Source organism: Nocardia sp. NPDC050718, assembly GCF_040654235.1.
Classification (GTDB): Bacteria; Actinomycetota; Actinomycetes; order Mycobacteriales; family Mycobacteriaceae; genus Nocardia.
Window position 1 is genome coordinate 78246 of record NZ_JBFAHQ010000010.1, and the last position, 22863, is coordinate 101108.

21 protein-coding genes and 1 pseudogene are annotated in these 22863 nt (G+C 71.4%); 6 read left to right on the forward strand and 16 right to left on the reverse strand.

Annotation, left to right across the window (positions count from 1 at the left end; all coding sequences use genetic code 11):
• A pseudogene (locus AB0H54_RS30810) lies at window positions 1-857 on the forward strand (hypothetical protein); the annotation flags it as partial.
• On the opposite strand, the gene thpD reads toward AB0H54_RS30810, so the two are convergent.
• The 5 genes from thpD to AB0H54_RS30835 form a co-directional block, all read right to left on the reverse strand.
• On the reverse strand, window positions 854-1777 hold the full coding sequence (gene thpD / locus AB0H54_RS30815) for an ectoine hydroxylase (RefSeq protein ID WP_355280350.1): 924 nt from the start codon (window positions 1775-1777) through the stop codon (window positions 854-856). The pseudogene AB0H54_RS30810 and the gene thpD overlap by 4 nt on opposite strands.
• On the reverse strand, window positions 1764-2165 hold the full coding sequence (locus tag AB0H54_RS30820; RefSeq protein ID WP_357350196.1) for an ectoine synthase: 402 nt from the start codon (window positions 2163-2165) through the stop codon (window positions 1764-1766). Before AB0H54_RS30820 ends, thpD begins: the two co-directional genes overlap by 14 nt.
• Complete coding sequence (ectB, locus tag AB0H54_RS30825; protein WP_357350342.1) at window positions 2162-3430, reverse strand: diaminobutyrate--2-oxoglutarate transaminase; 1269 nt, start codon at window positions 3428-3430, stop codon at window positions 2162-2164. The genes AB0H54_RS30820 and ectB overlap by 4 nt, the downstream gene beginning before the upstream one ends.
• A complete protein-coding gene (ectA, locus tag AB0H54_RS30830) occupies window positions 3430-3981 on the reverse strand; it encodes a diaminobutyrate acetyltransferase (protein ID WP_355280344.1) in 552 nt (183 codons plus the stop codon). The genes ectB and ectA overlap by 1 nt, the downstream gene beginning before the upstream one ends.
• 71 nt (window positions 3982-4052) lie before the next feature.
• Window positions 4053-4763 carry a response regulator transcription factor gene (locus AB0H54_RS30835; protein ID WP_355280342.1) on the reverse strand — a complete coding sequence of 237 codons (711 nt, stop codon included), beginning with the start codon at window positions 4761-4763 and terminating at the stop codon, window positions 4053-4055.
• A gap of 291 nt (window positions 4764-5054) precedes the next feature.
• Between AB0H54_RS30835 and AB0H54_RS30840 the strand changes: the two genes are divergently transcribed.
• Complete coding sequence (locus AB0H54_RS30840; protein ID WP_357350199.1) at window positions 5055-6002, forward strand: threonine/serine dehydratase; 948 nt, start codon at window positions 5055-5057, stop codon at window positions 6000-6002.
• 6 nt (window positions 6003-6008) lie between these two features.
• On the opposite strand, the gene AB0H54_RS30845 is transcribed toward AB0H54_RS30840, so the two are convergent.
• Window positions 6009-6917, reverse strand: coding sequence for an RNA polymerase sigma-70 factor (locus tag AB0H54_RS30845; RefSeq protein WP_357350201.1), 909 nt, complete (start codon window positions 6915-6917; stop codon window positions 6009-6011).
• A 132-nt stretch (window positions 6918-7049) separates the two neighbouring features.
• Here AB0H54_RS30845 and AB0H54_RS30850 point away from each other — a divergent pair, with 132 nt between their 5' ends.
• A complete protein-coding gene (locus AB0H54_RS30850; RefSeq protein WP_357350203.1) occupies window positions 7050-7535 on the forward strand; it encodes a carboxymuconolactone decarboxylase family protein in 486 nt (161 codons plus the stop codon).
• 43 nt (window positions 7536-7578) lie between these two features.
• Here the strand turns inward: AB0H54_RS30850 and AB0H54_RS30855 are convergent, their stop codons facing one another.
• From AB0H54_RS30855 to AB0H54_RS30875, 5 genes are read right to left on the reverse strand one after another with little or no spacing between them, the layout of a single operon-like run.
• Window positions 7579-8433 carry an SDR family oxidoreductase gene (locus AB0H54_RS30855; protein WP_355280338.1) on the reverse strand — a complete coding sequence of 285 codons (855 nt, stop codon included), beginning with the start codon at window positions 8431-8433 and terminating at the stop codon, window positions 7579-7581.
• 34 nt (window positions 8434-8467) lie between these two features.
• Entirely contained in the window at window positions 8468-9136 is a 669-nt protein-coding gene (locus AB0H54_RS30860) for an FHA domain-containing protein (protein ID WP_357350205.1), read from the reverse strand.
• Between the two features lies 1 nt (window position 9137).
• Window positions 9138-10427: a VWA domain-containing protein gene (locus AB0H54_RS30865; RefSeq protein WP_357350207.1), complete on the reverse strand. Its 1290-nt coding sequence runs from the start codon at window positions 10425-10427 to the stop codon at window positions 9138-9140.
• Window positions 10424-11440 carry a phosphatase gene (locus tag AB0H54_RS30870; RefSeq protein ID WP_355280334.1) on the reverse strand — a complete coding sequence of 339 codons (1017 nt, stop codon included), beginning with the start codon at window positions 11438-11440 and terminating at the stop codon, window positions 10424-10426. The genes AB0H54_RS30865 and AB0H54_RS30870 overlap by 4 nt, the downstream gene beginning before the upstream one ends.
• Entirely contained in the window at window positions 11437-13524 is a 2088-nt protein-coding gene (locus AB0H54_RS30875) for a tetratricopeptide repeat protein (protein WP_357350209.1), read from the reverse strand. Before AB0H54_RS30875 ends, AB0H54_RS30870 begins: the two co-directional genes overlap by 4 nt.
• Between AB0H54_RS30875 and AB0H54_RS30880 the strand changes: the two genes are divergently transcribed.
• On the forward strand, window positions 13517-13801 hold the full coding sequence (locus AB0H54_RS30880; RefSeq protein ID WP_357350211.1) for a hypothetical protein: 285 nt from the start codon (window positions 13517-13519) through the stop codon (window positions 13799-13801). The genes AB0H54_RS30875 and AB0H54_RS30880 overlap by 8 nt on opposite strands.
• Window positions 13802-13841: 40 nt before the next feature.
• Here the strand turns inward: AB0H54_RS30880 and AB0H54_RS30885 are convergent, their stop codons facing one another.
• The 4 genes from AB0H54_RS30885 to AB0H54_RS30900 all read right to left on the reverse strand — a co-directional run bounded on the left by AB0H54_RS30885 (window position 13842) and on the right by AB0H54_RS30900 (window position 18938).
• Entirely contained in the window at window positions 13842-15014 is a 1173-nt protein-coding gene (locus AB0H54_RS30885; RefSeq protein WP_357350213.1) for a hypothetical protein, read from the reverse strand.
• Window positions 15011-15985, reverse strand: coding sequence for a glutamate ABC transporter substrate-binding protein (locus AB0H54_RS30890; protein ID WP_357350215.1), 975 nt, complete (start codon window positions 15983-15985; stop codon window positions 15011-15013). The genes AB0H54_RS30885 and AB0H54_RS30890 overlap by 4 nt, the downstream gene beginning before the upstream one ends.
• Entirely contained in the window at window positions 15982-17253 is a 1272-nt protein-coding gene (locus tag AB0H54_RS30895; protein WP_357350217.1) for a hypothetical protein, read from the reverse strand. The genes AB0H54_RS30890 and AB0H54_RS30895 overlap by 4 nt, the downstream gene beginning before the upstream one ends.
• 185 nt (window positions 17254-17438) lie before the next feature.
• Window positions 17439-18938, reverse strand: a complete 1500-nt coding sequence (locus tag AB0H54_RS30900; protein WP_355280326.1) for an NAD(P)/FAD-dependent oxidoreductase — start codon at window positions 18936-18938, stop codon at window positions 17439-17441.
• 213 nt (window positions 18939-19151) lie between these two features.
• Here AB0H54_RS30900 and AB0H54_RS30905 point away from each other — a divergent pair, with 213 nt between their 5' ends.
• Complete coding sequence (locus AB0H54_RS30905; protein ID WP_357350219.1) at window positions 19152-20306, forward strand: LLM class flavin-dependent oxidoreductase; 1155 nt, start codon at window positions 19152-19154, stop codon at window positions 20304-20306.
• A gap of 10 nt (window positions 20307-20316) precedes the next feature.
• On the opposite strand, the gene rox is transcribed toward AB0H54_RS30905, so the two are convergent.
• On the reverse strand, window positions 20317-21741 hold the full coding sequence (gene rox / locus AB0H54_RS30910) for a rifampin monooxygenase (RefSeq protein ID WP_357350344.1): 1425 nt from the start codon (window positions 21739-21741) through the stop codon (window positions 20317-20319).
• A 471-nt stretch (window positions 21742-22212) separates the two neighbouring features.
• Here rox and AB0H54_RS30915 point away from each other — a divergent pair, with 471 nt between their 5' ends.
• Window positions 22213-22827, forward strand: a complete 615-nt coding sequence (locus AB0H54_RS30915) for an HAD hydrolase-like protein (protein WP_357350221.1) — start codon at window positions 22213-22215, stop codon at window positions 22825-22827.
• Window positions 22828-22863: the final 36 nt, after the last annotated feature.

Sequence of the window (22863 nt, forward strand, 5' to 3'; positions counted from 1 at the left end):
CCCCCACCATCGCGGCACAACAGGCAGCCACCGCACCGGCAATCATGCCACCCACGATCGCGGAGCAACAGGCAACCGCCGGACCAGCACTCATGCCACCGACCATCGCGGGGCGACAAGCATCCAGCCCACCGGCGGACCTGCCGCCGACAATCGCGGCACAACAGGCAAACGCCGCACCAGCATTCATGCCCCCCACCATCGCGGCACAACAGGCAGCCACCGCACCGGCAATCATGCCACCCACGATCGCGGAGCAACAGGCAACCGCCGGACCAGCACTCATGCCGCCGATCATCGCGGGGCGACAAGCATCCAGCCCACCGGCGGACCTGCCGCCGACAATCGCGGCACAACAGGCAAACGCCGCACCGGCACTCACGCCACCCACCATCGCGGAGCAACAAGCAGCCACCGCACCGGCACTCATGCCACCGACCATCGCCGGGCGACAGGGAACCAGCTCACCGGCAGACCTGCCGCCCGAGCACCCCGCACCGCGCGACCTCAGGGCGGGGCACCCGGCTCCCCCGCCCCCGGCGATCACGCCGGACCCGCGCGTCGAGACGGCCCCGACGATCGCACCGCCGACTCTTCGTGCACCGCAGGCTTCGGGGGGACAGAGCTTCGGGCGGGCGCTCTACGATCTGGGGACCGCGATGAACGAACGGGGCGAGCATGATTCGGCGCGCACCCTGTTGACGCAGGCCGCCGAGGCGGGGCACAGTGCCGCGGCCTACGACCTGGGGGTGCTGCTGCTGCGCGACGGGGATCGCGCCGGTGCCGAGCACTGGTGGAAGGCCGCGGCCCACGATGATCCGCGGGCCGCGGCCTCCCTTACCGAACTGCCGCGCTAGCGCGTCTGATCCGCCAGCGCCGACACCGCGCGCGGGCCGACCTCGCGCACCGGAGCGACCTCACGGGACGCGATGTGCGCGGGTCTGCGCCGCGGCGCCGCGAACGGTTCCGCCAGCGCGTTGTCCACGCTGTTGAACACCAGGAAGATGTTCGACCGCGGGTACGGCGTGATGTTGTTCGACGAACCGTGCATCAGGTTCGAGTCGAACAGCAGGGCCGACCCGGCCCGCCCGGTGAACTGCGTGATGCCGTAGCGGGCGGCGAGGAAGGTGATGTCGTCGTTGGTCGGCACCCCGAACCGCTGCTCCCGCAACGATTCCCGGTAGTGCCCCTCGGGCGTCTCCCCCAGGCACGGCACGAAGGTGCGGTGCGAGCCGGGCATCAGCATCAGGCTGCCGTTGAACGGGTAGTTGTCGGTCAGCGCGATCGACAGGCTCACCGCCCGCGGGGCCGGCATCCCGTCCTCGGCGTGCCAGGTCTCGAAATCGGAGTGCCAGGCGAACCCGCTGCCACCGAACCCGGGCATGTAGTTGACCCGGGTCTGGTGCAGGTACACCGCCGATCCGAGGATCTGCTCGGCCAGCCCGACGATCCGCGATTCGGCCAGCAGCTCCGCGATCGGCTTGCTGAGCCGGTGCACCTGGAACACCGAACGCACCTGTCCGGCGACCGGTTCCACCACCACCCGGTCGTCGCCGTAGAGCACGGGATCGGCGGCGAGGTGGCCGATCTCCGCGCCGAACGCGGCGACCTCGTCGGGGCTGAGCAGGTCGGGGATGACCGCGTACCCGTTGGCGTCGAAGCCGGCCAGCTCGGGCGAGGTGACCCGGCCCCACACCGTCGGATCGGTGCGTTCGATGTGCGGGGCCGGCTCGATCAGCCGGGTCGGGTAGCGGTCGAGCCGATCAGACACGGGCATCCTCCTCGACGATGAGCGGATACACCCCGTTCTCATCGTGTATTTCGCGGCCGGTGACGGGCGGGTTGAACACACACAGCATCCGCAGCCGGGTGCGCGCGTGCACCTGATGACGTTCGTTGCCGTCGAGCAGGTACATCGAGCCGGGGCCGAGCTGGTGGACGGTCTCGTTGTCGAGGTCGAGCAGACTGCCCTCACCCTCGACCAGCCAGACCGCCTCCACGTGGTTCTGGTAGTGGAACTCGTGGATGGTGCCCGCGTCGATGGTGGTCTCGTGGAAGGAGAAGCCGACGCGGTCCCCGGCCAGCACGATGCGCTTGCTGCGCCAGCCGGGACCCGCCACGTCGCGTTCGGTGCCGGTGATCTCGGCGGTGGTGCGCACGATCATGCGGCACCTCCGCACACGGCGTCGATCGAGGCCGACAGGACCGACAGGCCACGGGCGAGTTCGTCGCTGCCGAGTGTCAACGGCGGCAACAGTTTCACCACCTCGTCCATCGACCCGGAGGTCTCCACCAGCAGCCCGTCCTCGAAGGCGGTCCGGCAGACCTTGCCCGCCTGCGACGGATCGTCGAAGACGATGCCGTGGACCATGCCGCGGCCCCGCGTCGAGACCCCGTCGTAGCGGTCGGCGACCGCGGACAGGGTGCGCCCGACGTACTCGCCGTTGGCGGCGGTGCGCTGGGCCAGGGTGTCGTCGCTCCAGTACTCGCGCAACGCGGCCGTCGCGGTGACGAAGGCGGGGTTGTTGCCGCGGAAGGTGCCGTTGTGCTCACCCGGCGCCCACTGGTCGTGCTCGGGCTTGAGCAGCACCAGCGCCATCGGCAGGCCGTAGCCACCGATCGACTTGGACAGCGTGACGATGTCGGGGGTGATGCCGGCGATCTCGAAGGAGAAGAACGGACCGGTCCGGCCGCACCCCATCTGGACATCGTCGACGATGAGCAGGATGTCGCGCGCGGCGCACAGGCCGGCCAGGTGCCGCAGCCATTCCGCGCGGGCCAGGTTGACGCCGCCCTCGCCCTGCACGGTCTCCACGATCACCGCGGCGGGGCGGTCGAAACCGGACGAGCTGTCGTCGAGGACGCGCTGCATCCAGCCGAAGTCCTCGATGGTGTTGTCGAAATACCCGTCGTAGGGCATCGGGGTGGCGTGCTCGAGCGGCACGCCGGCACCGGCCCGCTTGGCGGCGTTGCCGGTGACCGACAGCGCGCCCAGGGTCATGCCGTGGAAGGCGTTGGTGAAGCTGAGCACCGTCTTGCGGCCGGTCACCTTGCGGGCCAGCTTCAGCGCGGCCTCGACGGCGTTGGCGCCGGTCGGGCCGGGGAACTGCACCTTGTAGTCGAGGCCGCGCGGGGACAGCACGGTGTCCCGGATGGTCTCCAGCAGTTCGCGTTTGGCGACGGTCGACATGTCGAGGCCGTGGGTGATGCCGTTGCCCGCGATGTAGTCGAGCAGCGCGCGTTTGAGCACGGGGTTGTTGTGGCCGTAGTTCAGCGCGCCGGCGCCGGCGAAGAAGTCGAGGTATTCCCGACCCTGCTCGTCGCGCAGCCAGGCGCCCTCGGCGGTGGTGAAGACCGTCGGCCAGTCACGGCAGTAGCCCCGCACATTCGATTCCATGGCCTCGAAGATGCTGGTGTCGGTGGTCGTGATCATCGTCGTTCCTCCTGGCGCTGAGCGGGTGCGATGACATACAGCAGCTCGGCCTCGTGTGAATCGGGGAAATCGTGCGTTTCGAACAGCGAGACGGTGCGCAAACCCGCACCGCGCTCGCGGGCCACCGCGGCGAACAGCGCCTGGGAGGCGGTGTTGCCGGGTGAGATCGTGGTTTCCAGCGTGGTGATGCCCGCGGGGGCCACCGCATCCAGCAGCGTGTGCAGGATGCGGCCGGCCAGGCCGCGGCCACGGAATTCGGCGTCGACGGCGATCTGCCAGACGAACACGGTGTCCGGCGCTTCGGGGCGGACGTACCCGATGACGAATCCCACCGCGCGGCCGTCGCTGTCGGCGACCAGCGAGGTGGCGGCGAAATCGCGACACCACAGCAGGTAGGCGTAGCTGGAGTTGACGTCGAGTACCTGCGAGTCGCGGGCGATCCGCCACAGCTGGGCTCCGTCACCCAGCCGGGGTGGGCGCAGTATCGGTTCGGAACCGAGAACCGCAGGGGCGGAAGCGGATTCGATGGACACGGTGGACGAAGGCATACATCTACAGTGTCGAACCGACTTTGCGGTCTCTGTGTCGAGCTCTTTGCAGTTGTATGACGAGTCTTTTACTACGCTTGCGGGTCGAGCCGATAGCCCAGACCGCGCACCGTGACCACGATGCGCGGGTCGGACGGATCGCGTTCGATCTTGGTGCGCAACCGGCGCACGTGGACGTCGACGATCCGCTCGTCACCGAAAAATCCCTGGTCCCACACTCTTTCGAGCAGGACGGCGCGACTGAGCACCCGGCCGGGAGTCTCGGCGAGCTCACAGAGCAAGCGGAACTCGGTGACCGTGAGGTGGATCTCGGTGTCGCCGCGGCGGACCGCGCCCGCGTCGGTGGCCAGCACCAGTGGTGCGACCGGGTCGGCGTCGAGCACCGCTTCGGGCGTGACGTCACGATCGGCGGTGATCCGCGCGCGACGGCGCAGCGCGCGCATCCGCGCGGTGATCTCCTTGATCTCGAACGGCTTGCTGACGAAATCGTCGGCGCCCGCCTCGAGGGCCGCCACGACATCGTGGGTGTCGTAGCGGGTGCTGATCACGATGATCGGCACGTCGTGGTCGCGGCGGATCTCCCTGATGCAGTCGAAGCCGTCGGTCTCCCCACGCATGAGGTCGACGATCATCAGGTCGGGCGGTCCGTCGCTGCGGAGCTGGTCGAGCGCGTCCTCGGGGACACCCGCCTCGGCGACGGCGTATCCCTCGTCTTCCATCGCGCGGCGCAGATCGCCGCGCATCTGGACGTCGTCGTCCACGATCATCAGGTTCGCGCTCATGCCCGTACCTCGCTCTCGCGAGATCCGACCATGACCGCGCCGGTGGCCGCGTTCGTCCACCGTTCGCTTCGCTCGCTCATGTGCACATCCTTTGCTGACACGCCGGGCGTGCGCCGGATCACTGCGGGGAGTTCGCGTCCCCAGACCGACACGACATCCCGTCTTCGAGCTCGTTACCGATCCGTTATGTACCCAGACCCGAGGTCGCGTAAACCCGCCGTAACAATTCGCCCGGTCAGCGGGCGATCCGGACGACCCTCGGGAGCGCTGGTCCGGTGGCATAGTCGAGGCGTGACACCGACCTATGACGACATCGAGGCCGCCGCCGCCAGGATCGACGGGCTGGTCCGCCCGATCACCGTCGCACCGGCCGCTCCCGGCCCGGCACCGCTGACCTTCGCGCTGGAGTTCCTGCAGTTCACGGGCACTTTCAAGGCGCGTGGCGCGCAGAACTTCGTGCGCGCGCACGCGGCGGCGGGGACGCTGCCCGCGGCCGGTGTGACGATCGCCTCGGGCGGCAACGCGGGGCTCGCGTGCGCGTGGGCCGCGCGCGAGGCCGGGGTGCCGGCGACGGTGTTCCTGCCCGACACCGCTCCCCCGGTGAAGATCCGTCGATTGCGTGACTACGGCGCCGAGGTGCGCCTGATCGGTCCGGAGTACAAGCAGGCCCTCGCCGCGTGCCAGGAGTTCGCCGCGACCAGCGGGGCGCTGTCCTCGCACGCCTACGACCATCCCCTCATCGCGGCGGGCGCGGGCACGCTGATGCGCGAGATCCATGCGCGGGTCCCCGATCTGGACACCGTGCTCGTCGCCGTCGGTGGGGGCGGGCTGTTCACCGGAACCGCCGTCGCCGCACAGCATGTCGGGGTCCGCACGGTCGCGGTCGAGCCGGTGGGCAGCCGGTCGCTCAACGCGGCGCTCGCGGCGGGCAGGCCGGTGGACGTCACCGTCGATTCGGTGGCCGCCGATTCCCTGGGCGCGCCGAATGTCTCGGCCATGGCGCTGGCCGCGGCGCAGCACGAGAGCGTGCGCTCGGTACTGGTCGACGACGACCTGATCCGGCGGGCCCGCAGGCAGCTCTGGGACGAGCACCGGATCGCGGTGGAATGGGGTGCCGCGACGGCGCTCGCCGCGCTGCTCGACGGCGGTACGGGCGCGGCGTATCGGCCCGAGCCCGGCGAGCGGGTCTGCGTGATCCTGTGCGGGGCCAATACCGATCCCAGCGATCTGGTGCGCTGAGCGCGGTCAGCGGCGCAGGGCGGTCGGCTGTCCGATCCGGGCGAGCTTGTCGGGGTTGCGCATCGCGTAGAGGCCGGTCACCAGCCCGTCGTCGACCCGGACGGCGATGACCGTGTCGATCGTGCCGTCGAGGCGCAGGATCAGCGCGGGGTGGCCGTTGACCGGCACCGGGGTGACGGTCATCGTGGCACCGATCCGGGGCATGCTGCCCGCCAGCAGCGCCGCGACGCGGTCGGCGCCGACGACGGGCGCGAGCGCGGCCTGTACGACGCCGCCGCCGTCACCGAGGAACACGACATCGGGGGCGAGGATGTCGAGCAGGGACTGCAGGTCGCCGGTTTCCACCGCCCGCTGGAACGCGTCGATCGCGGCCCGTGACTGCGCGGGCGTGACGATCCCGCGCGGACGCCGCGCGGCGACGTGAGCGCGGGCCCGGTGCGCGATCTGGCGGACCGCGGCGGGCGTCTTGTCGACGGCCTCGGCGATCTCGTCGTAGGGCAGGTCGAAGACTTCACGCAGTACGAACACCGCGCGCTCGGTCGGGGCCAGGGTCTCCAGGACGAGCAGCATCGCCATCGAGACGCTCTCCGCCAGTTCGACATCGGCGGCGACATCGGGCGTGGTGAGCAGCGGCTCGGGCAGCCACGGACCGACGTAGGACTCCTTGCGGCGGCCGAGGGTCCGCAACCGCATCAGGGCCTCGCGGGTGGTGATCCGTACCAGGTAGGCGCGGTGGTCGAGCACCACGCCGAGATCGACACCGACCCAGCGCAGCCAGGTCTCCTGCAGGACGTCCTCGGCGTCGGCGGCCGAGCCGAGCATCTCGTAGGCGACGGTGAAGAGCAGATTGCGGTGGGCGACGAAGGCCTCGGTGGCGGGGCCCGGCGTGCTCGGCGAGGTGGCATACACGCCCATCAGATGCCGCCGCCGGGAATTCTGTGACAGCTGCCGGGTGTGGTCCACGTCACGGCGCCGGGGATGTCACACCGAGCGGGCCCGCGGCATCTCCATGGTCGTTCGCAAGACCCACGACGTGAGGACGAACTCATGGAACCCCGTTTCACCCTGGTGGACAACGAGATCGGCGCGAAATTCGCCAAGCGGTTCGGCAACGCCAGCCTGGCCATCCTGCAGTCGACACTGCCCAAGACCACCCAGGATCTGGTGATGCTGCGCGTCAGCCAGATCAACGGGTGCGGATGGTGCACCGACGTGCACAGCAAAGACCTGGCACACGCGGGAGAACCCGCGACGCGGATCAACCTGGTCGCGGCCTGGCACGAAGCGGCGGTGTTCACGGCGGCCGAGCGGGCCGCGCTGGCGCTGGCCGAGGAGGGCACCCGGATCGCCGACGCCGCGCGCGGGGTCACCGACGAGACCTGGGCGCGAGTGCGTGAGCACTACGACGACGATCAGATCGCGGCGCTGGTCGCGCTGGTCGCCCAGATCAACGCGGCCAACCGGCTCGGCGTGATCGTGCGCCAGCAGGGCGGATCGTACGTGCCGGGCGCGTACGACATCGTCGCGTCCTGACCCCGGATCGGGCCCCGGATCCGGCGATCCGGGGCCCGTCCGGTCAGCGGACCAGGGCGTTCTTGGCGGCGTAGCCGGACATGGCCGAGTTGAGACCGCGCATGGCCAGGGTGTAGCCGTAGGGCACGTAGCGCTGGCCCCAGTGCGCGAGCTGGATGTCGCGCGAGGTGTAGACCCAGTAGCGGTTGCGCTCCACGCCCTTCACCACGGCGGTCGCGGCCTGCTCGGGAGTCACCGCGTGGCGCAGGAACAAGCGCATCGCCTTCTGCAGTGCCGCGTTGTCGCGATCGACACCGGCGATGTCGACGCTGTCCACCATCGGGGTGGCCATCGCGCCCGGCAGCACCAGGCTGACGCCGATCTTGTGCCTGCGCAGGTCGAACCGCAGCACCTCCGACACCCCGCGCAGGCCGAACTTGGTGGCGCTGTAGGGCGCGTGCCAGGGCAGACCGAACAGCCCGGCCGCCGAGGAGACGTTGACGATGTGGCCGCCGCGGCCCGCCGCGATCATCGGCGGCACGAACTCCTCGATGATGTGGATCGGCCCCATCAGGTTGATGTCGACGGTGCGCCGCCACTGCTGGTGGGTGAGCTTGTCGACGGTGCCCCAGGTAGCGATGCCCGCGACGTTCATGACGATGTCGACCCGGCTGACCGCCTCGAAGGTGTGCGCGGCCAGGCCGACGACGGCGGCATGGTCGCTGACGTCGGCGGCGTGCGCGAGATGCACGGTGGCACCGGTGGCACGCAGTTCGGCCGCGGTGTCGGCGAGCGCGTCGGCGCTGATGTCGGTGAGCACGAGGGCAGCGCCTTTGGCGGCGGCCGCGAACGCGGTGGCGCGGCCGAGCCCGCTGGCGGCACCGGTGATCAGGCAGGTCTTCCCGTCGAACTTCGTCATGGCCCCGACCCTACGGTTCGGTGAACGGATTCGTCTATGGTCGCGTGGCGATCTCTATGGTGGTCCACCCGCCGACGTGGATCCGGCTGCCCGCGCGCAGTTCGACGGCGACCTGGGGCCGGATCGGCTGCGCGGCGCCGTCCAGGCTGGTCCCGTTGGTGGAGCCGAGGTCGGTCACGGTGAGACCGCCCGCCGGGTCCACCCGGATCAGCGCGTGCGCGCGGGACACCCCGATGTCGGCCGGGGCGATGCCGAGGTCGATCTCGGGCACGATGCCCTGCGATTCCGAGCGTTTGCCGATCAGGAACTGGCTCCCGTGCAACGGGATCCGCCGCTCCGGATAGAAGTCGGGGAAGGCGACGCGCTCGGCATCGGGCCCCTTGTCGGCCTGGACCCTGGTGTAGAACTCGCGGTCGGCGAACACACGGGCCTCCCAGGCCGGAGCGACCCGGTCCCCGCGCGGCCCGTCCGCGCGGACGAGGGTCGGTTCGGCGCGGCGCGGATCGGGCTCCGGACGCGGCGCCGGGGGCAGGGCTGAGTCGTAGCCGCAGACCTCGCAGAACCGGCCGCTGGTCGGCGTCGCGCAGGACGGGCACAGGCGCAGGTCGGCCGGATCCGGCGCGCCGGCACCCGCCAGCGCCGAACCGCACACGTCGCAGTAGTCCAGCGAGCGCGACTGGTGCCCGTCCGCGCAGATCGGCATGTCAGGCACCCTCCGGACGGACCCGCGCGGTCTTGGTCGAGCGGATGTCGAGCGCGAGTTCGTCGGCGGCGGCGACCTGGCCGCGCAGCTTGACGGTGCCGTCGCGGTCGTCGACCTCCACCACGCCGCGCAGCAGCTTGGCGGTGGACTCGTGCCCGGAGGCGGCGGCCAGTTCCACCGCGCGCCGCAGTTTCGCTGTCGCGGTGGTGAGGTCGCCGTTGCGGCGGGCGGCCAGGCCCTCCTGGACGGCCTGGGCCAGTTCGACCTGCCCGGTGTAGTGGGCGACGCGCGTGCTGATCCGGGTGGACAGGGTGGTGTCGGTGGTCCAGACCGCGCGCACCAGCCCCTGGCCGAGCACCTCGTCACCGGCCAGCACACTCAGCCGCGCGGCCAGCTTCTCGCGGCCGGGCGCGGCCGGTTCCAGCTCGATCTGCACGTGGTACTCGCGCTCTTCGGCGGCCCAGGACGAGAGCGGGTACTCCCCCACCTGCGGGCCGGTGTCGGTGCGGCGGGGAGTGAGGTCCTCGAGCACCGGCGCGACCTGCTTGACCATCCGCACCCGCGCGCCCGCCGGGGTCCACACCCGCAGGGTGAGCTCCGGGATGACCCGCGCCACCGAGGACCGCATCATCTTCGCGAAGTCGGCGGACAGGTCCTTCGGATCGGCCACCATGTCGGCGTCGCCGGACAGTTTCGAGGAGATCTTGTGCAGATCGGCGGCCATCCAGTCGTCGCCGACACCGCGGCAGTCGCAGACGAAAAGGCCTTCGGCACGGTCGAGTTCGGTGGCCAGCTGCTCCGGCGTCTCGTGCTCGTTCTTGCCGTCGGTCAGCAGGATGGCGTGCGCCTGCGCGCCGGGATGCGCGGCGGCGACCTGGCGAGCCAGCGCGAGCCAGGACCCCATGGCGGTGCCGCCGTCGGGCCGCAGCTTGTCCAGTGCACGCCGGGCGGCGCTGCGATGGGTGCGATCCGCGGGCGCCGACATGGTGCCGGTCGGGTAGATCATCCGGGCGGCCTCGGTGCCCTCGATGATGGCGAACGCGGTGCCGTCGGGGATCTCGTCGAGCGCGGTCCTGGTGGCGGTGCGCGCGTTCTCGAACTTGCGCTTGTTACCCATCGACCCCGAACAGTCGATGATCAGGATCTCCAGCCGGGGCGGCGGGGTGGCGACGGCGGCCAGTTCGGGGCCGGTGGCCACCGTGAGCACCGCGTCGACCACCCGCGTGCCCTCGGCGAGGAACTCGTTCTGGTCGACGGCGATCGAGATACCTGTGGTCTCGGCTGAGCTCATGACACTCCTGGATCGTGCGGTACGGCAGCGGGCGCGGGCACCGGGGCCAGCGCGACCGTGATGTTGTCGCTGCCGCCACTGTTCAGCGCGAAGTCGGCCAGCGCGCGGGCCGCGGCCTGCGGCGAGGTCTCGACGGTGAATCCGGCCAGGGCGACGGCATCCGGTAGGTAGTTCCACAGGCCGTCGCTGCACAGCAGCAGGGTGCCCGGTTCGGTGACGACCATGCTCTGCAGGCAGTGCGCCGACCAGGGCGCTTCGCCGCCGTCGGCACCGAGCCAGCGCAGCAGCGTGTGCGCGCGGGGGTCGTGCATGGCGGCGTCCTCGTCGAGGGCGCCCGCGTCGACGAGGGCCTGGGCCCAGGAGTCGTCGACGCTGAGCCTGCGCGAGGCGGTCGGGTCACCCGCGGCCAGCCAGAACGCCCGGCTGTCACCGACATTGGCGACGGTGATCTCGGTGCCCTCGGCGGTCGTGCGCACGATCGCCGAGACGTAGGTGCACGAGGGCGCGTACTCGCTGCTGCGCGACATCCCGCGCACCGCCGCGGTCGCGGTCGCCAGGCCCGCCATCACGCTGTCGCGGGCGGACCGGCCGTCGGCGAGGGCGGCCAGCGCGGCGTCGACGCCGGAGCGGGCCGCGGTACCGGAGGCGGCCTGCGGGTCCTGCGAGGTGGAGACGCCGTCGCTGACCACGATCACCCGGGTCCCGTCGCCGTCGCGGACGGCCGCGGCGACGGCGTCCTCGTTGCGCGCGTGGCTGATTCCGCGGTCGGTGAGCAGATACACCGCGCCCAGATCGTCCTCGAACCGGTCGGGCACCGGCTTCGGGCTGCCGCACTGCACGCAGAAGCCGCCCTCGTAGCGGCGCTCACCGCAGGTCGAGCACTGCGGCACCGCGGCCGGATCGTGCACCGGCAGCGCGACCTTGCGCACGCCGAGTTCCCGCCCGCACCCTTCGCAGAAGCGGTGCCCCGCCCTGGCCGACCCCGCGCAGTCCGGACACCCCGGCGCGCTCACAGCGTGGTCCTCGGCCGCACCGCGTTGGCCTGATCCACCAGCACGAACCGGGTCCACATGTCGTCGGCTTCCCGAGCCAATGTCCGCAAGCATCGTTCCAACCCCGTCCGCACTCCCTGCTCGGTGAATTCCACGTCCAACAGCTTGCCTGGCGCACTCGGCCGCTGTCCCGACCGGATCCAGTTCAGCGCCGCCTCCAGGACCCGCATGCGCACCCGCGCGGTCCGCGTCCGCGAGTCCAGGCTGAGTCGTTCGACCCGCTCGCCCGCCTCGCGCAGCAGCGCCTCGTCCAGCTCGGCGGGCGCGCGGTCGGCCAGCAGGGTCTCGACGGCGGAGACCCTGGCCTCGGTGAACATCGACGAGCTGCGGTCGACCTGGTCGAGCACCGCGACGGCGCCCGTCCGGTCCGCCCTCGCGCGCCGCAGCCGGGCCGCGCCGAAGGCGCCGGACAGATACGTGTGGTCGGTACGCCACACCAGCTCGTAGAGTGCCAGCGCGCGATCATGCTGTGCCGCACCAGCTTCGGTCTGCGCGGCACCGAGTTCCAGCGCCGCCGCCAGCGCCAGTTTCGGTGCGGGCTCGCCGGGCAGCGCGGCGTAGACCGCCTCGAAGTCGGCGGCGGCCGTGGCGTACTCATCGGTCAGCAGCGCCGCCTGGGCGCGGTACCAGACCCGGCGCCAGTCGTATTCCAGGTCGGTGTCCAGCGCGGCCAGGCGGGTCAGCGCGGCCTCGGCGTCGCCTGCCTCGAGTTCGGCGCGGACCAGGCGCAGCGGAATCTCCACCGACTCACCCGATCCGGTGACCACCGCGCGCAGCCCGGCCGTCAGCGCGGCCTCGAGTTCGGCGGGCGTGGCGGCGTCGGTGGTGGCCAGCAGGGCGGCGCCGCTGTCGGCGGGATCGACCAGCGGCGCGGGCAGGCCGGCGATCAGCGCGGCAGGCTCCGGGGTGGCGCTGTCGATACCGAAGACCGCGCGGGCGGGACCGAACGAACTCGACATGCCGGGCCGCGGGACCCCGTCGCCGGTGGCCAGTACCTCCCGCAGGACGCTGGTGAGCTGATCGGCCATCTCCGCCATCGATCCGAAGCGGGCCAGCGGGTCGTCGTCGGTGGCGCGCAGCAGGAATCGGTGCAGGGAATCGTGGCGGGCGAGCAGGGGTTCGGCCTCGGGCGAGGGCAGCGGGCCGAGTTTGCCGTCGACGGAGGCGATCCGCATCATCAGCACGGCCAGCGTGCGGCCCGCGGTGTAGACCTCGGTGGCCACGGTGGGACCGGTCTCGGCGATCTCGGGCGCCTGGTAGCCGATGGTGCCGTAGATCGGGCTGGTGCGGTCGTCCATCGAGATGACGGCGCCGAGGTCGATCAGCTCGAGCCGTTCCTCGGTCTGCATCACGTTGTCCGGCTTGAAATCGCAGTAGGCCCAGCCGCGGGCGTGCAGATAGCCCAGCGCGGGCAGCATCTCCAGCACGTACGCGATGGCCTGCGCGGGCGGCAGGTAGCGGTCGTGCTCGGCGCGGTAGGCGCGCAGGATCTGCTTGAGCGAGGTGCCACCGACATAGGCCATCACGATGTAGCCGACCGGATCACCGTCGGCGTCGGCGTGTTCGGTGAAGTTGTGGATCTTGACGATGTTCGGGTGGTCGACCTCGGCCAGGAAGCGCCGCTCGGCCACGGCCGCCGCGAGCGCGTCCGGGTCGCCGGTGTCGATCAGGCCCTTGAGCACCACCCAGCGCCGGTTGACGCGATGGTCGACGGCCAGATAGATCCAGCCCAGACCACCGTGCGCGAGTGCGCCCGCCACCTCGTACTGACCGCCGACGAGGTCGCCGGCGCGCAGGCGGGGCACGAAGGAGTAGCGGGTGCCGCAGTGCGGGCAGAACCCGGCGGTCCGGCCTGCCACACCGTCGTGGCTGCGGCCGACCGGCTTGTCGCAGGTGCCGCAGTACCGGTCGGATTCGGGGACCTGCGGGTCGGCGAGCACCGCGGTGGCCGGGTCGACGCGCGGAATCGGCGGCACCTCGACCAGACCGGCGCCGAGCCTGCCGCGCGCGGCCGAGCGGGCCGACCCGGACCGGTGGGTGCGCACCGAGCGGCTCGAGGTGCGACCACTGGCGCTCACCGTCGGCGCGGACGGGCTGTACACGGGGGCCGCGGTGGGCGCGGTTCCGCAGGTGTCGCAGTACCCGTCGACGATCGTTCCGCCGCACTCGGGTTCGGCGCACGCGCCCGGGGTGACGGGCGGGGGCGTCGCGCCGTTGCGCGGCTGGGCCGTGGTCCGCGAGGACCGGCCCGCACCGGACGGCGGCACCGCGCTCGGCGGTGGCGCGCTCGCCACCGGGGCGGTGCCGCAGAGGACGCAATAGCCGTCCTCGACGGCGCCGCCGCACCCCGGTTCACTACATGTCATGCTGTCCGCCCCGCTTTCTCCCCGATGATCGAACGATAGTCGGCGACCGCCCGGGTGACCGCGGCCAGATCGCAGGGCGTGCGGCCGAGCAGGCCGGCGGCGATGCGATCGGCGGCGAGGACGTCGCGGTCCTCGCTCACCCCGAGCCGGGACGCCTTGGCCCGGTACGCCGTCAACCGGCCGCGTAGTTCGGCGCGCCGGTCCAGCAGTCCGCGCGCCAATTCCTGTCGCCGCGTCGCGGTGTCGACGGCCTCGGTGGTGCGCGCCCGCAGCGCGAGCAGATGCTCGACCGTCGGTCTGGTCGGCGGCGCGCCGAGGCCGTCGAGCGCGGCGAGCAGTCGCGCGGCCGGTTCCCCGCCGCCGGGGAGTTCGCCGGTCGCGACCTTGCGCGCGGCGTCGGCGGCGGTGTCGTCGGCCGCGCGTTGCAGCGCGTCGAGATCGGCGAGCTGGGCCCGCAGGTGCGCGACCGCGCCGGGCAGGTCGGCGGCGACCGCGAGATACTCGGCGTGCCGGGCGGATTCGGTCTCGATCAGCGCGGTCAGCGAGGCGAGCGCGGCGGTGATCTCGCCCGGCCGGAACCCCAGTGGGTCGGTGCCCGCGCGGCTCAGCATCCGCGCCAGGGGTTCGGCGGCGGCGTCGAGCGCGCCGTGCGCCTGCTCGACCCGCTGCTGGAGCGGAGCGAGCGCGCCGAGTACCTGCCGGTCGACGGCCGCCACTTCCTCGGCGAAGGGCGCGACGAACGCGAAGGCGGCGCGCATCCGGTCCAGCGAATCGGCGATGCCGACCGTCACCAGGGTCTCGGCGGGACCGGTGAGTCCGCGCTGCGCCAACGGGATCGGGATCCGGGCGACCTCGTGCGGACGGCCGCGCAGCAGTTCGGTGAGGCGGCCGCGGGCGCGGTCGTCGATCCGGCCGCGACCGCCACGGACCGTCTCGGCCTCGGCCAGGATCGCGCGCACCCGGCCCAGGTCCTCCCAGAGCCGGCCGAGCGCCTCCTCCACCGGCGCCCAGCGGCGCGCGGTCTCCCCCGTCGGCGGATACCGGCGCACCAGGGTCAGGCCGGGATGCCGGTCCAGTTCCAGCAGGGTCGTGGTCACCTTGGCCAATTCCGCGGTGCGCGCGGCCAGTTCCCGATCGATCTCGGCGAGACCGAGCAGCGGCCAGGTCATCCGACGTACCGGGGTACCGGCGGGCCCGGCGACGGCCCGAGCACCCCCAGATGCTGCTGGTAGATCCGCTGCCAGGTGCCGTCGGCGCGGGCCCGGTCGAGCACGCCGTTGACGAACCGGACCAGATCGCCGCTGCCCTTGGGCACGCCGACCGCGTAGGCGCCGGTGCCGATCTCGTCGCCGACCATTTCCAGGTTGCGATCCTGGGCGACCAGTCCGGCCAGGATCGGCTCGTCGCCGCTGATCGCGTCGACGGTGCCCTGCTGCAGGGCGACCAGGCAGTCGGTCCAGTTGGTCACGCCGAGCACGGCGGGCGGCGTGGGCAGCGCGAACAGCGGCGCGGCCGCGGTGGTGCCCTTGGTGACGCACACCCGCTTGCCCGCGAGCCCGGACGCGGTGGTGATGCCCGAGCCCTTCGGGGCCGCGATGCGTTGCGCCGCACGGTAGTACACGCTGGAGAAGTCGACGTCGCGGCGCCGTTCGCAGGTGGCGGAGAAGGTGCGCACGATCATGTCGACCTTCTTCTCCTGCAGCAGCGGGATCCGGTCGGCCGCGGCGACGGAGCGCAGTTCGATCTTGTCCGGGTCACCGAACAGATCGCGGGCGATCTCCCTGGCCAGATCGATGTCGAAGCCTTCCAGCCGTCCGGTGGACGGGTTGCGGAAGCCGAACATGTAGGTGTTCTGGTCGACGCCGACGCGCAGCCTGCCGTTGGCGACGATCGCGGCCATCGACGAACCGGCGGGCATCGCGCCGGGACGCGGTTGCGCCGTCGGCGCCAAAGTCGCCTCGGTGTCACAGGATCCGGTGCCCTCCGCGGCGGGGGCCGCGGTGATGGCCTCCGCGCCGGGGATCGGCGGGGCGACGGCGGTGGCCGGAATGGTCGACGGTGCCGGGGCGTCGCCGCAGCCGGCGACCAGGACGGCCACCGCGGCCAGGACCACGGCTAGGAGGGGACGCCGGGTGCTCACAGGAACTCCTTCAGTCGGGGCCACAGGCCGGTGACCACCGCGCCCGCCGCGGCCAGCAGCAGGAGCAGCGTGCCGAACGGGCTGAGCGTGAAGGCGGTTCCCGCGGCGTCGACGCCGTCGCGCAGGTCGGTGCGGGCCTGGGCCAGCGCGTCGCGCAGTTCGCGGTCGAGCCGGGCGAAGCTGGTGGCCGAGCTGTCGGGACCGGTGCCGACGGCCTGGGTGACGGCGCCCGCGTAGTCGGCCTTCTCGTAGGCGGTGCGCTGGGCGTTGTGGCCTGCGTTCCAATTGGTCAGTGCCCGAGCGGCTTCCGAGTCGCCCGCACCGGCCGCGGTGAGCCGCTGTTCGAGGTCGCGGGTGTGGGTGTGGAAGGCGTTCTCCGGCGCGGTGATGTCGCCCCGGGTGATCAGGGCGAGTGTCTCGTCGGTCCGGGCCTGCTGGGCCAGGATGCGCGCGCTCGCCAGGTTCTCCACCCGCGCGCCCGCCCCGGAGTCGCCGGTCTCGAGCAGGTGCGCGGCGGTCAGGGTGGCCCCGGCCGACCACACCAGCGCCAGCAGCGCGGCCGCGGCGGCCAGGGCCACCCCGGGGTTCACCAGCCGGTTGGTGCGGCGCAGCAACAGCACCGAACCGGCGCCGCAGGCGGCGAGCACCAGCAGCAGGAGCACGATCGAGGTCAGCGGCAGCGCGCCGATGCGGTGCTGGTCCTCGCGGACGGCGGCGAAGCGGGCCTGGTTGAGCTGTTCGGCGTTGGGCAGCAACGAGGTCTGCATGAGGTCGGAGGCCTGCCGCAGATACGCCGAGCCGACCGGGAAACCCTGGCGGTTGTTGGCCCGCGCGGTCTCCACCAGGCCGGTGTAGGTCGGCAGGTCGGCGGCGATGCGGGCCACGATCGCCCTGGTCTGGGCGTCGGTGGCGCCCGAGGTCGCTTCCGCCAGTGCGGCAGCGGCTTCGGCGAGCGCCTGCTCGTAGGTGTCGCGCACCTGGGGCGATTCGACGCCGCCGGACAGGAACGCCGTCGCCGCACCGGCATCGGCGGCCGAGAGCGAGACGTAGAGGCTCTGCGCCGCGAAGGCCAGCGGCTCGGTGCGGTCGAGCACCTGCTCGGTGCGGCCGATCTTGGCGTCGAGCTGCTGTCCCACTGTCGATCCGGCGATCAGGCAGGCCACCGTGGTCACCACGAGGACCGCGCCGATCACACCCGGTGTCGTCGCGGCGAAACGCCGCACCCACATCCCCGCGTCTCGGATGGTCGCCGGTAGGCGAGATCCCACACCGTCCTCCTTCGTCTCCCCGGGCGGTGTCTTCGATCGCGATAGTACGGGAGGCGCTGGAAGTTCGCCCGGGCGACCGAAACCCGCTGCGCGCGAGCGGATCGGGCATCGATCACCGTGACGAAAGAACGGGGTCCGTCACCGTGAAGTGACGGACCCCGTTCGGGTTCGGGTGGTGCCGGGACTCAGGCGCCGACGGCCTGCTCGCCCGGCGCGACGGTCGTGCCGGTCTTGCTGAACCGCAGGACACCGTCCTCGATCGGCGCCTTGTGCATCAGCGTGCGGTCCCGGTAGTAGTTGTTGACCAGCTTCCAGGCGCCCCGGGCACCCTGCCGCGGCATCGCGTCGTTGCCGCGCTGGATGTAGCCCGAGGTCAGGGCGCCACCCATCAGCGACTCGTCGGCGATGTCCTCGGGGTTGGCGTGCACCTCGTAGGTGGTGTAGCCGCGGTCGCGCATGATGTTCAGCACGCGGCACAGGTAGGCAGCGGCGAGGTCGGCCTTGAGTGTCCAGGACGCGTTGGTGTAGCCGATGATCATCAGGAAGTTCGGGATGTCGGAGTACAGCACGCTCTTGTAGGCGACCGTCTCGTTGAACTTCACCGGCACGCTGTCGATGGACATCGTGATGCCGCCGAGCATCTGCACGTTCAGGCCGGTGGCGGTGACGATGATGTCGGCCTCGAGCTCCTGACCCGACTCGGTCCGGATGCCCTTCTCGGTGAACGTGGCGATGCGGTCGGTGACGATGTCGGCCTTGCCGCTCTTGAGCACCTTGAACAGGTCACCGTTGGGCACCACGCACAGGCGCTGGTCCCACGGGTTGTAGCTCGGGGTGAAGTGGCGCAGGTCCACGTTCTTGCCGACCTGCAGGCGCACCTGGGCCAGCATCAGCTTCTTGGCCAGCTCGGGGTTGGTGCGGGAGAGCTGGAAGCTGGCCCGCTGCAGGGCGATGTTGCGGGCGCGGCCGATCTTGTAGGCGATCTGGTCGGGCACCCGGGACTTCTTGAGGCCGATGGCGACCGGGTCGTCCGAGGGCAGCGCCTGGATCCAGGTGGGCGAGCGCTGCAGCATGGTGACGTGCGCGGCCTTGTCGGCCATCGACGGGATCAGCGTGATCGCGGTGGCACCGGAACCGATGACGACGACCTTCTTGCCGGTGTAGTCCAGGTCCTCGGGCCAGTGCTGCGGGTGCACGATCCGGCCCTGGAAGTCGTCCTGGCCGGGGAAGGTGGGCTGGTAGCCCTCGTCGTAGTTGTAGTAGCCGCTGGCGCCGACGAGGAAGTTGGCGGTCCAGGTCTCGGTCTCGCCGGTGGCCTCGATCAGGGCGGTGACGGTCCACAGCGCGGCGGCGCGGTCGAAGTCGGCGGTGACGACCTTGCGACCGAAGGTGATGTGGTCGGTGACGCCGTATTCCTTCGCGGTGTCCTCGACGTACTGGCGGATGCTGGCGCCGTCGGCGAGCACCTTGGTGCCGATCCACGGGCGGAAACCGAAACCGAAGGTCAGCATGTCCGAGTCGGAGCGGATGCCGGGGTACTTGAACAGGTCCCAGGTGCCGCCGATGTTCTCGCGGCGCTCCAGGATCGCGTAGCTGCGTCCGGTCTGCTCGCGGGTGAGGTGACAAGCCGTGCCGATTCCGGACAGGCCCGCGCCGATGATCAGTACGTCGACATGCCGCGTCATTGAGGAAACTCGTTTCGTAGGGTCGTCGCCGCCCGGGCACCGTCGCCCGAGCCTCCGCCGAGGTTACGTGTTTCGCATGGTTACGTCTAGTTCGGTCGGGCCACGTCATGGCGTGTCGGGGGTTGCGCGCACGGTGATCCGAATCCGTGACGCCGTCGCCTTCGCCGGTCAGAGTCGAGGACGGATTCCCCTCCCTACGACGAAAAGGCGGACATGACCGAGCGCGGACTGTCGTTCCACTGGTTCCTGCCCACATACGGCGATTCGCGCGGGCTGGTCGCCGGCGGACACGGCAGCTTCATGTCCGGTGATCGCCCGGCCACCCTGCGCTACCTCAACCAGCTCACCGCGGCGGCCGAGGACAACGGTTTCGAGGGCGTGCTGACCCCCACCGGCGCCTGGTGCGAGGACGCCTGGCTGACCACCGCCATGCTGGTGCAGACCAGCGAGACGCTCAAGTTCCTGGTGGCGTTGCGCCCCGGCCTGATCAGCCCCACGCTGGCGGCGCAGATGTCGGCGACCTTCCAGCGCCACTCCGGCGGCAGGCTGCTGCTCAATGTCGTCACCGGTGGCGAGCCGCGCGAACAGCAGGCCTACGGCGACTTCCTGGACAAGGCCCAGCGCTATGCCCGCACCGGCGAGTTCCTGCACATCGTGCGCGAGCTGTGGGAGTCGACCGAGCCGATCAGCTTCACCGGTGAGCATCTGCGGGTGCGCGACGCGCTGCTCAGCGCCAGGCCCGACCCGATTCCGCCGGTCTTCTTCGGCGGCTCCTCCGGCCCGGCGGGCCCGATCGCGGCGCGCTATGCCGACACCTACCTGACCTGGGGTGAACCGCTGGACGCGGTGGCGAAGAAGCTGGACTGGATCCGTGGGCTGGCCGCGATCGAGGGCCGCACCGTCGACTTCGGTCTGCGCATCCACGTGATCAGCCGCGACACCGCCGCCGAGGCGTGGGCCGAGGCCGACCGGCTGCTGGCGGGCATCGCGCCGGGTGAGATCGAGCGGGTGCAGGCGAGCCTGGCCAACAGCGAGTCCGAGGGCCAGCGCCTGATGGCGCAGCTGCACAACGGGCGTACCGATGGCCTGGAGATCGCCCCCAATCTGTGGGCCGGGGTCGGGCTGGTCCGCGGCGGCGCGGGCACGGCCCTGGTCGGGTCGCACGCGGAGGTGGCCGAGCGGCTGCTCGAGTACGCCGCGCTCGGGATCGACCATTTCATCCTGTCCGGGTATCCGCACCTGGAGGAGGCGTACTGGTTCGGCGAGGGTGTGCTGCCGATCCTGGAGCGCAAGGGCGTCTGGCGGCATCCGTCGCGGCCCGCCGCGGTGCCGGTGGTGGCACCGTTCACCGCGGCGGCCGGCAGCTGAGACGGCACGGTCAGCGCGCCGCGCCGAACCAGCGGGGCAGGTGGACCAGCAGGTCGTGCTGGTCCACCCCCGCCCAGGCGACGTGGCCGTCGGGGCGCAGCAGCACCGCGGGGACATCTAGTTCCGCGCTGACCTCCACCACATGGTCGACCCGATCGGCCCAGCCCGCCACCGACAGCCGACCGGTCTGATCGAGCAGCACCCCGCGCCCGGGATGCATGCGGTCGTAGAGGCGCCCGTCCGTCAGCGCGATGTCGCGCAGCCGCCTGCCGAGGAGCTCGTGCCCGTCGCCGACGTCGTAGCGGATCCCGATCGCGACGACCTTCTCGATCAGGTACCGGTTCACCTCCTCGAACTCCATCAGCTCCGCCAGCAGCCTGCGCACGGCCTGCGCGCCCGGGTCGAGCGAGACCAGCGCCATCTGCGCACGGGTGTTGTCCAGGACGTCGGCGGCCACCGGACGCCGTTCGGCCTGGTAGCTCTCGAGCAGGCCCGTCGGCGCCCAGCCCGCGACCGCCGCGGCCAGTTTCCAGCCCAGGTTGACCGCGTCCTGCAGACCCAGATTCAGGCCCTGACCACCCAGCGGTGGATGGATGTGCGCGGCGTCGCCCGCCAGCAGGACCCGGCCGACGCGATAGCTCTCGGCCAGCCGGGTGGCGTCACCGAAGCGCGACAGCCAGCGCGGCGCGTGCGCGCCGAGGTCGGTGCCCGCGGTGGCCACCAGCTGCTGTCGCAGCTCCTCGAACGACGGCGGGACGGTCCGGTCCGCGGCGACACCGGCCGCGGGCACGACGACGCGGTACACGCCGGCACCGAGCGGCATGGCGCCGAAGCGCAGCTGTGTCTTGCGCACCTCGGCGTTCACCGCGGCCAGCGTCTCCGGGGACGCGGTCAGCCGCAGCTCGCCCAGTAGGGTGTCGACCCGGCTGGGTTCGCCGGGAAAGGCGACGCCGAGCAGCTTGCGCACGGTGCTGCGGCCCCCGTCGCAGCCGACGAGGTAGCGCGAGCGCAGCCGCGTGCCGTCGGCCAGCTCGACATCGACGCCGTCCTCGTCCTGCGTCAGCCCGACGACCTCGGCACCGCGCCGGATCTCCGCACCGAGGGCCAGCGCGTGCTCGGTCAGCAGGCGCTCGGTGACCGGCTGCGGGATGCCGAGCACGTACGGGTGGGTGGTGTCGAGGCCGGTGGGCTGGGGTTTCACGATCCCGGCGAAGAAGCCGCCGAGCGGGTGCGTCGTCCCGACGGCGAGGAATCGGTCCAGCAGGCCGCGCTGCCCCAGAATCTCGAGACTGCGCGCGTGCAAGCCCATCGCCCGCACCACCGGGGTCGGCGCCGGATCCCGGTCCAGCACCAGCGTCCGGACGCCGTGCAACCGCAGCTCGCCCGCCAGCATCACCCCGGTCGGTCCGCCGCCCGCGACGATCACGTCGATCATCAATGCCCCCTTGTTTTCGCTGGTCATGGCTTCGGCAGGCGATTGTGCAGGAGGACGGGGGTCTTGCCGCAAGCCCCGGGGTGGGTTATAAATTGAGTGTGGCAAGGGGTGGTTTTCCCTCCTTGCCATTGGTTTGTCCGCACCCCGGATGTCTCCCCGGAGCCGTGTGCATCGCCCCCAGCCACCATCGGCCACGGCACGGTCGCGCCTTCGCGATGGCAGTCGATGCATCTTTGCGCCCACTGCTGGTGACCGACGATTCCTCCCGCCGACACCGCCGAATATGCCCGGGACCGCACCGGCTCTCGTTCACTACGAAACCGCCATACTTCTTGCACTGCCTGCGGTGATACACGCAGCGCATCGCACAATCGCACTCCCCCAAGCATTTTCGGCAGTGAGTGCACGCGCCGTTCCACGTGAATCAGCCCGTCAGCGCGGGATTCGACCGGATCCCGATACGCTCGGCTCGTGACCCTCACCGTCGGTTTCGATCTGGACATGACCCTCATCGATTCGCGTCCCGGCGTCGCCGTCGCGATCGACACCCTGGCGCGGGAATTCGACCTGCCGATGGTGGGCAGCCACTTCGCCGACCACCTCGGACCGCCGCTGGCCACCTTGCTCGCCGACGCGGGCGCGCCCGACGATCTGATCCCCCACCTGGTCACCCGGTTCCGCGCGCTCTACCCCGACGTCGTCCCGCACATCCCCGCCCTGCCCGGCGCGACGGCCGCGCTCGACGCCGTGCGCGCCGGTGGCGGCCGGACGCTGGTCGTCACCGGTAAGTACGAGCCGAACGCGCGGCTGCACCTGGACCACCTCGGCTGGGAGGTCGACCGCCTCGCCGGTGATCTCTGGTCCACCGCCAAGGCCGAGGTCCTGCGGGCCGAGTCCGCGGCGGTCTTCGTCGGCGACCACGCCGGTGACATGCGTGGCGCGAAAGCGGCCGACGTCCTGGCCGTCGGCGTGACGACCGGCCCGTACGACGCCGACGGCTTGCGGGCCGCCGGCGCCGACGTCGTCCTCGACGACCTCACCCAGTTCCCCGGCTGGCTGGCCGGTTTCGCGGCCGGTCGCGGCTAGGTCACCGAAACTGCCTGCGCGCGGCGGGGTTTCCCG

Coding starts and splice junctions, on each gene's coding strand:
- thpD (WP_355280350.1), bottom strand. CDS start 1,777: ATGCCCGTGTCTGATCGGCTCGACCGCTACCCGACCCGGCTGATCGAG.
- AB0H54_RS30820 (WP_357350196.1), bottom strand. CDS start 2,165: ATGATCGTGCGCACCACCGCCGAGATCACCGGCACCGAACGCGACGTG.
- ectA (WP_355280344.1), bottom strand. CDS start 3,981: ATGCCTTCGTCCACCGTGTCCATCGAATCCGCTTCCGCCCCTGCGGTT.
- AB0H54_RS30835 (WP_355280342.1), bottom strand. CDS start 4,763: ATGAGCGCGAACCTGATGATCGTGGACGACGACGTCCAGATGCGCGGC.
- AB0H54_RS30845 (WP_357350201.1), bottom strand. CDS start 6,917: ATGGGCGTGTATGCCACCTCGCCGAGCACGCCGGGCCCCGCCACCGAG.
- AB0H54_RS30850 (WP_357350203.1), top strand. CDS start 7,050: ATGGAACCCCGTTTCACCCTGGTGGACAACGAGATCGGCGCGAAATTC.
- AB0H54_RS30855 (WP_355280338.1), bottom strand. CDS start 8,433: ATGACGAAGTTCGACGGGAAGACCTGCCTGATCACCGGTGCCGCCAGC.
- AB0H54_RS30860 (WP_357350205.1), bottom strand. CDS start 9,136: ATGCCGATCTGCGCGGACGGGCACCAGTCGCGCTCGCTGGACTACTGC.
- AB0H54_RS30865 (WP_357350207.1), bottom strand. CDS start 10,427: ATGAGCTCAGCCGAGACCACAGGTATCTCGATCGCCGTCGACCAGAAC.
- AB0H54_RS30885 (WP_357350213.1), bottom strand. CDS start 15,014: ATGACCTGGCCGCTGCTCGGTCTCGCCGAGATCGATCGGGAACTGGCC.
- AB0H54_RS30900 (WP_355280326.1), bottom strand. CDS start 18,938: ATGACGCGGCATGTCGACGTACTGATCATCGGCGCGGGCCTGTCCGGA.
- AB0H54_RS30905 (WP_357350219.1), top strand. CDS start 19,152: ATGACCGAGCGCGGACTGTCGTTCCACTGGTTCCTGCCCACATACGGC.
- rox (WP_357350344.1), bottom strand. CDS start 21,741: ATGATCGACGTGATCGTCGCGGGCGGCGGACCGACCGGGGTGATGCTG.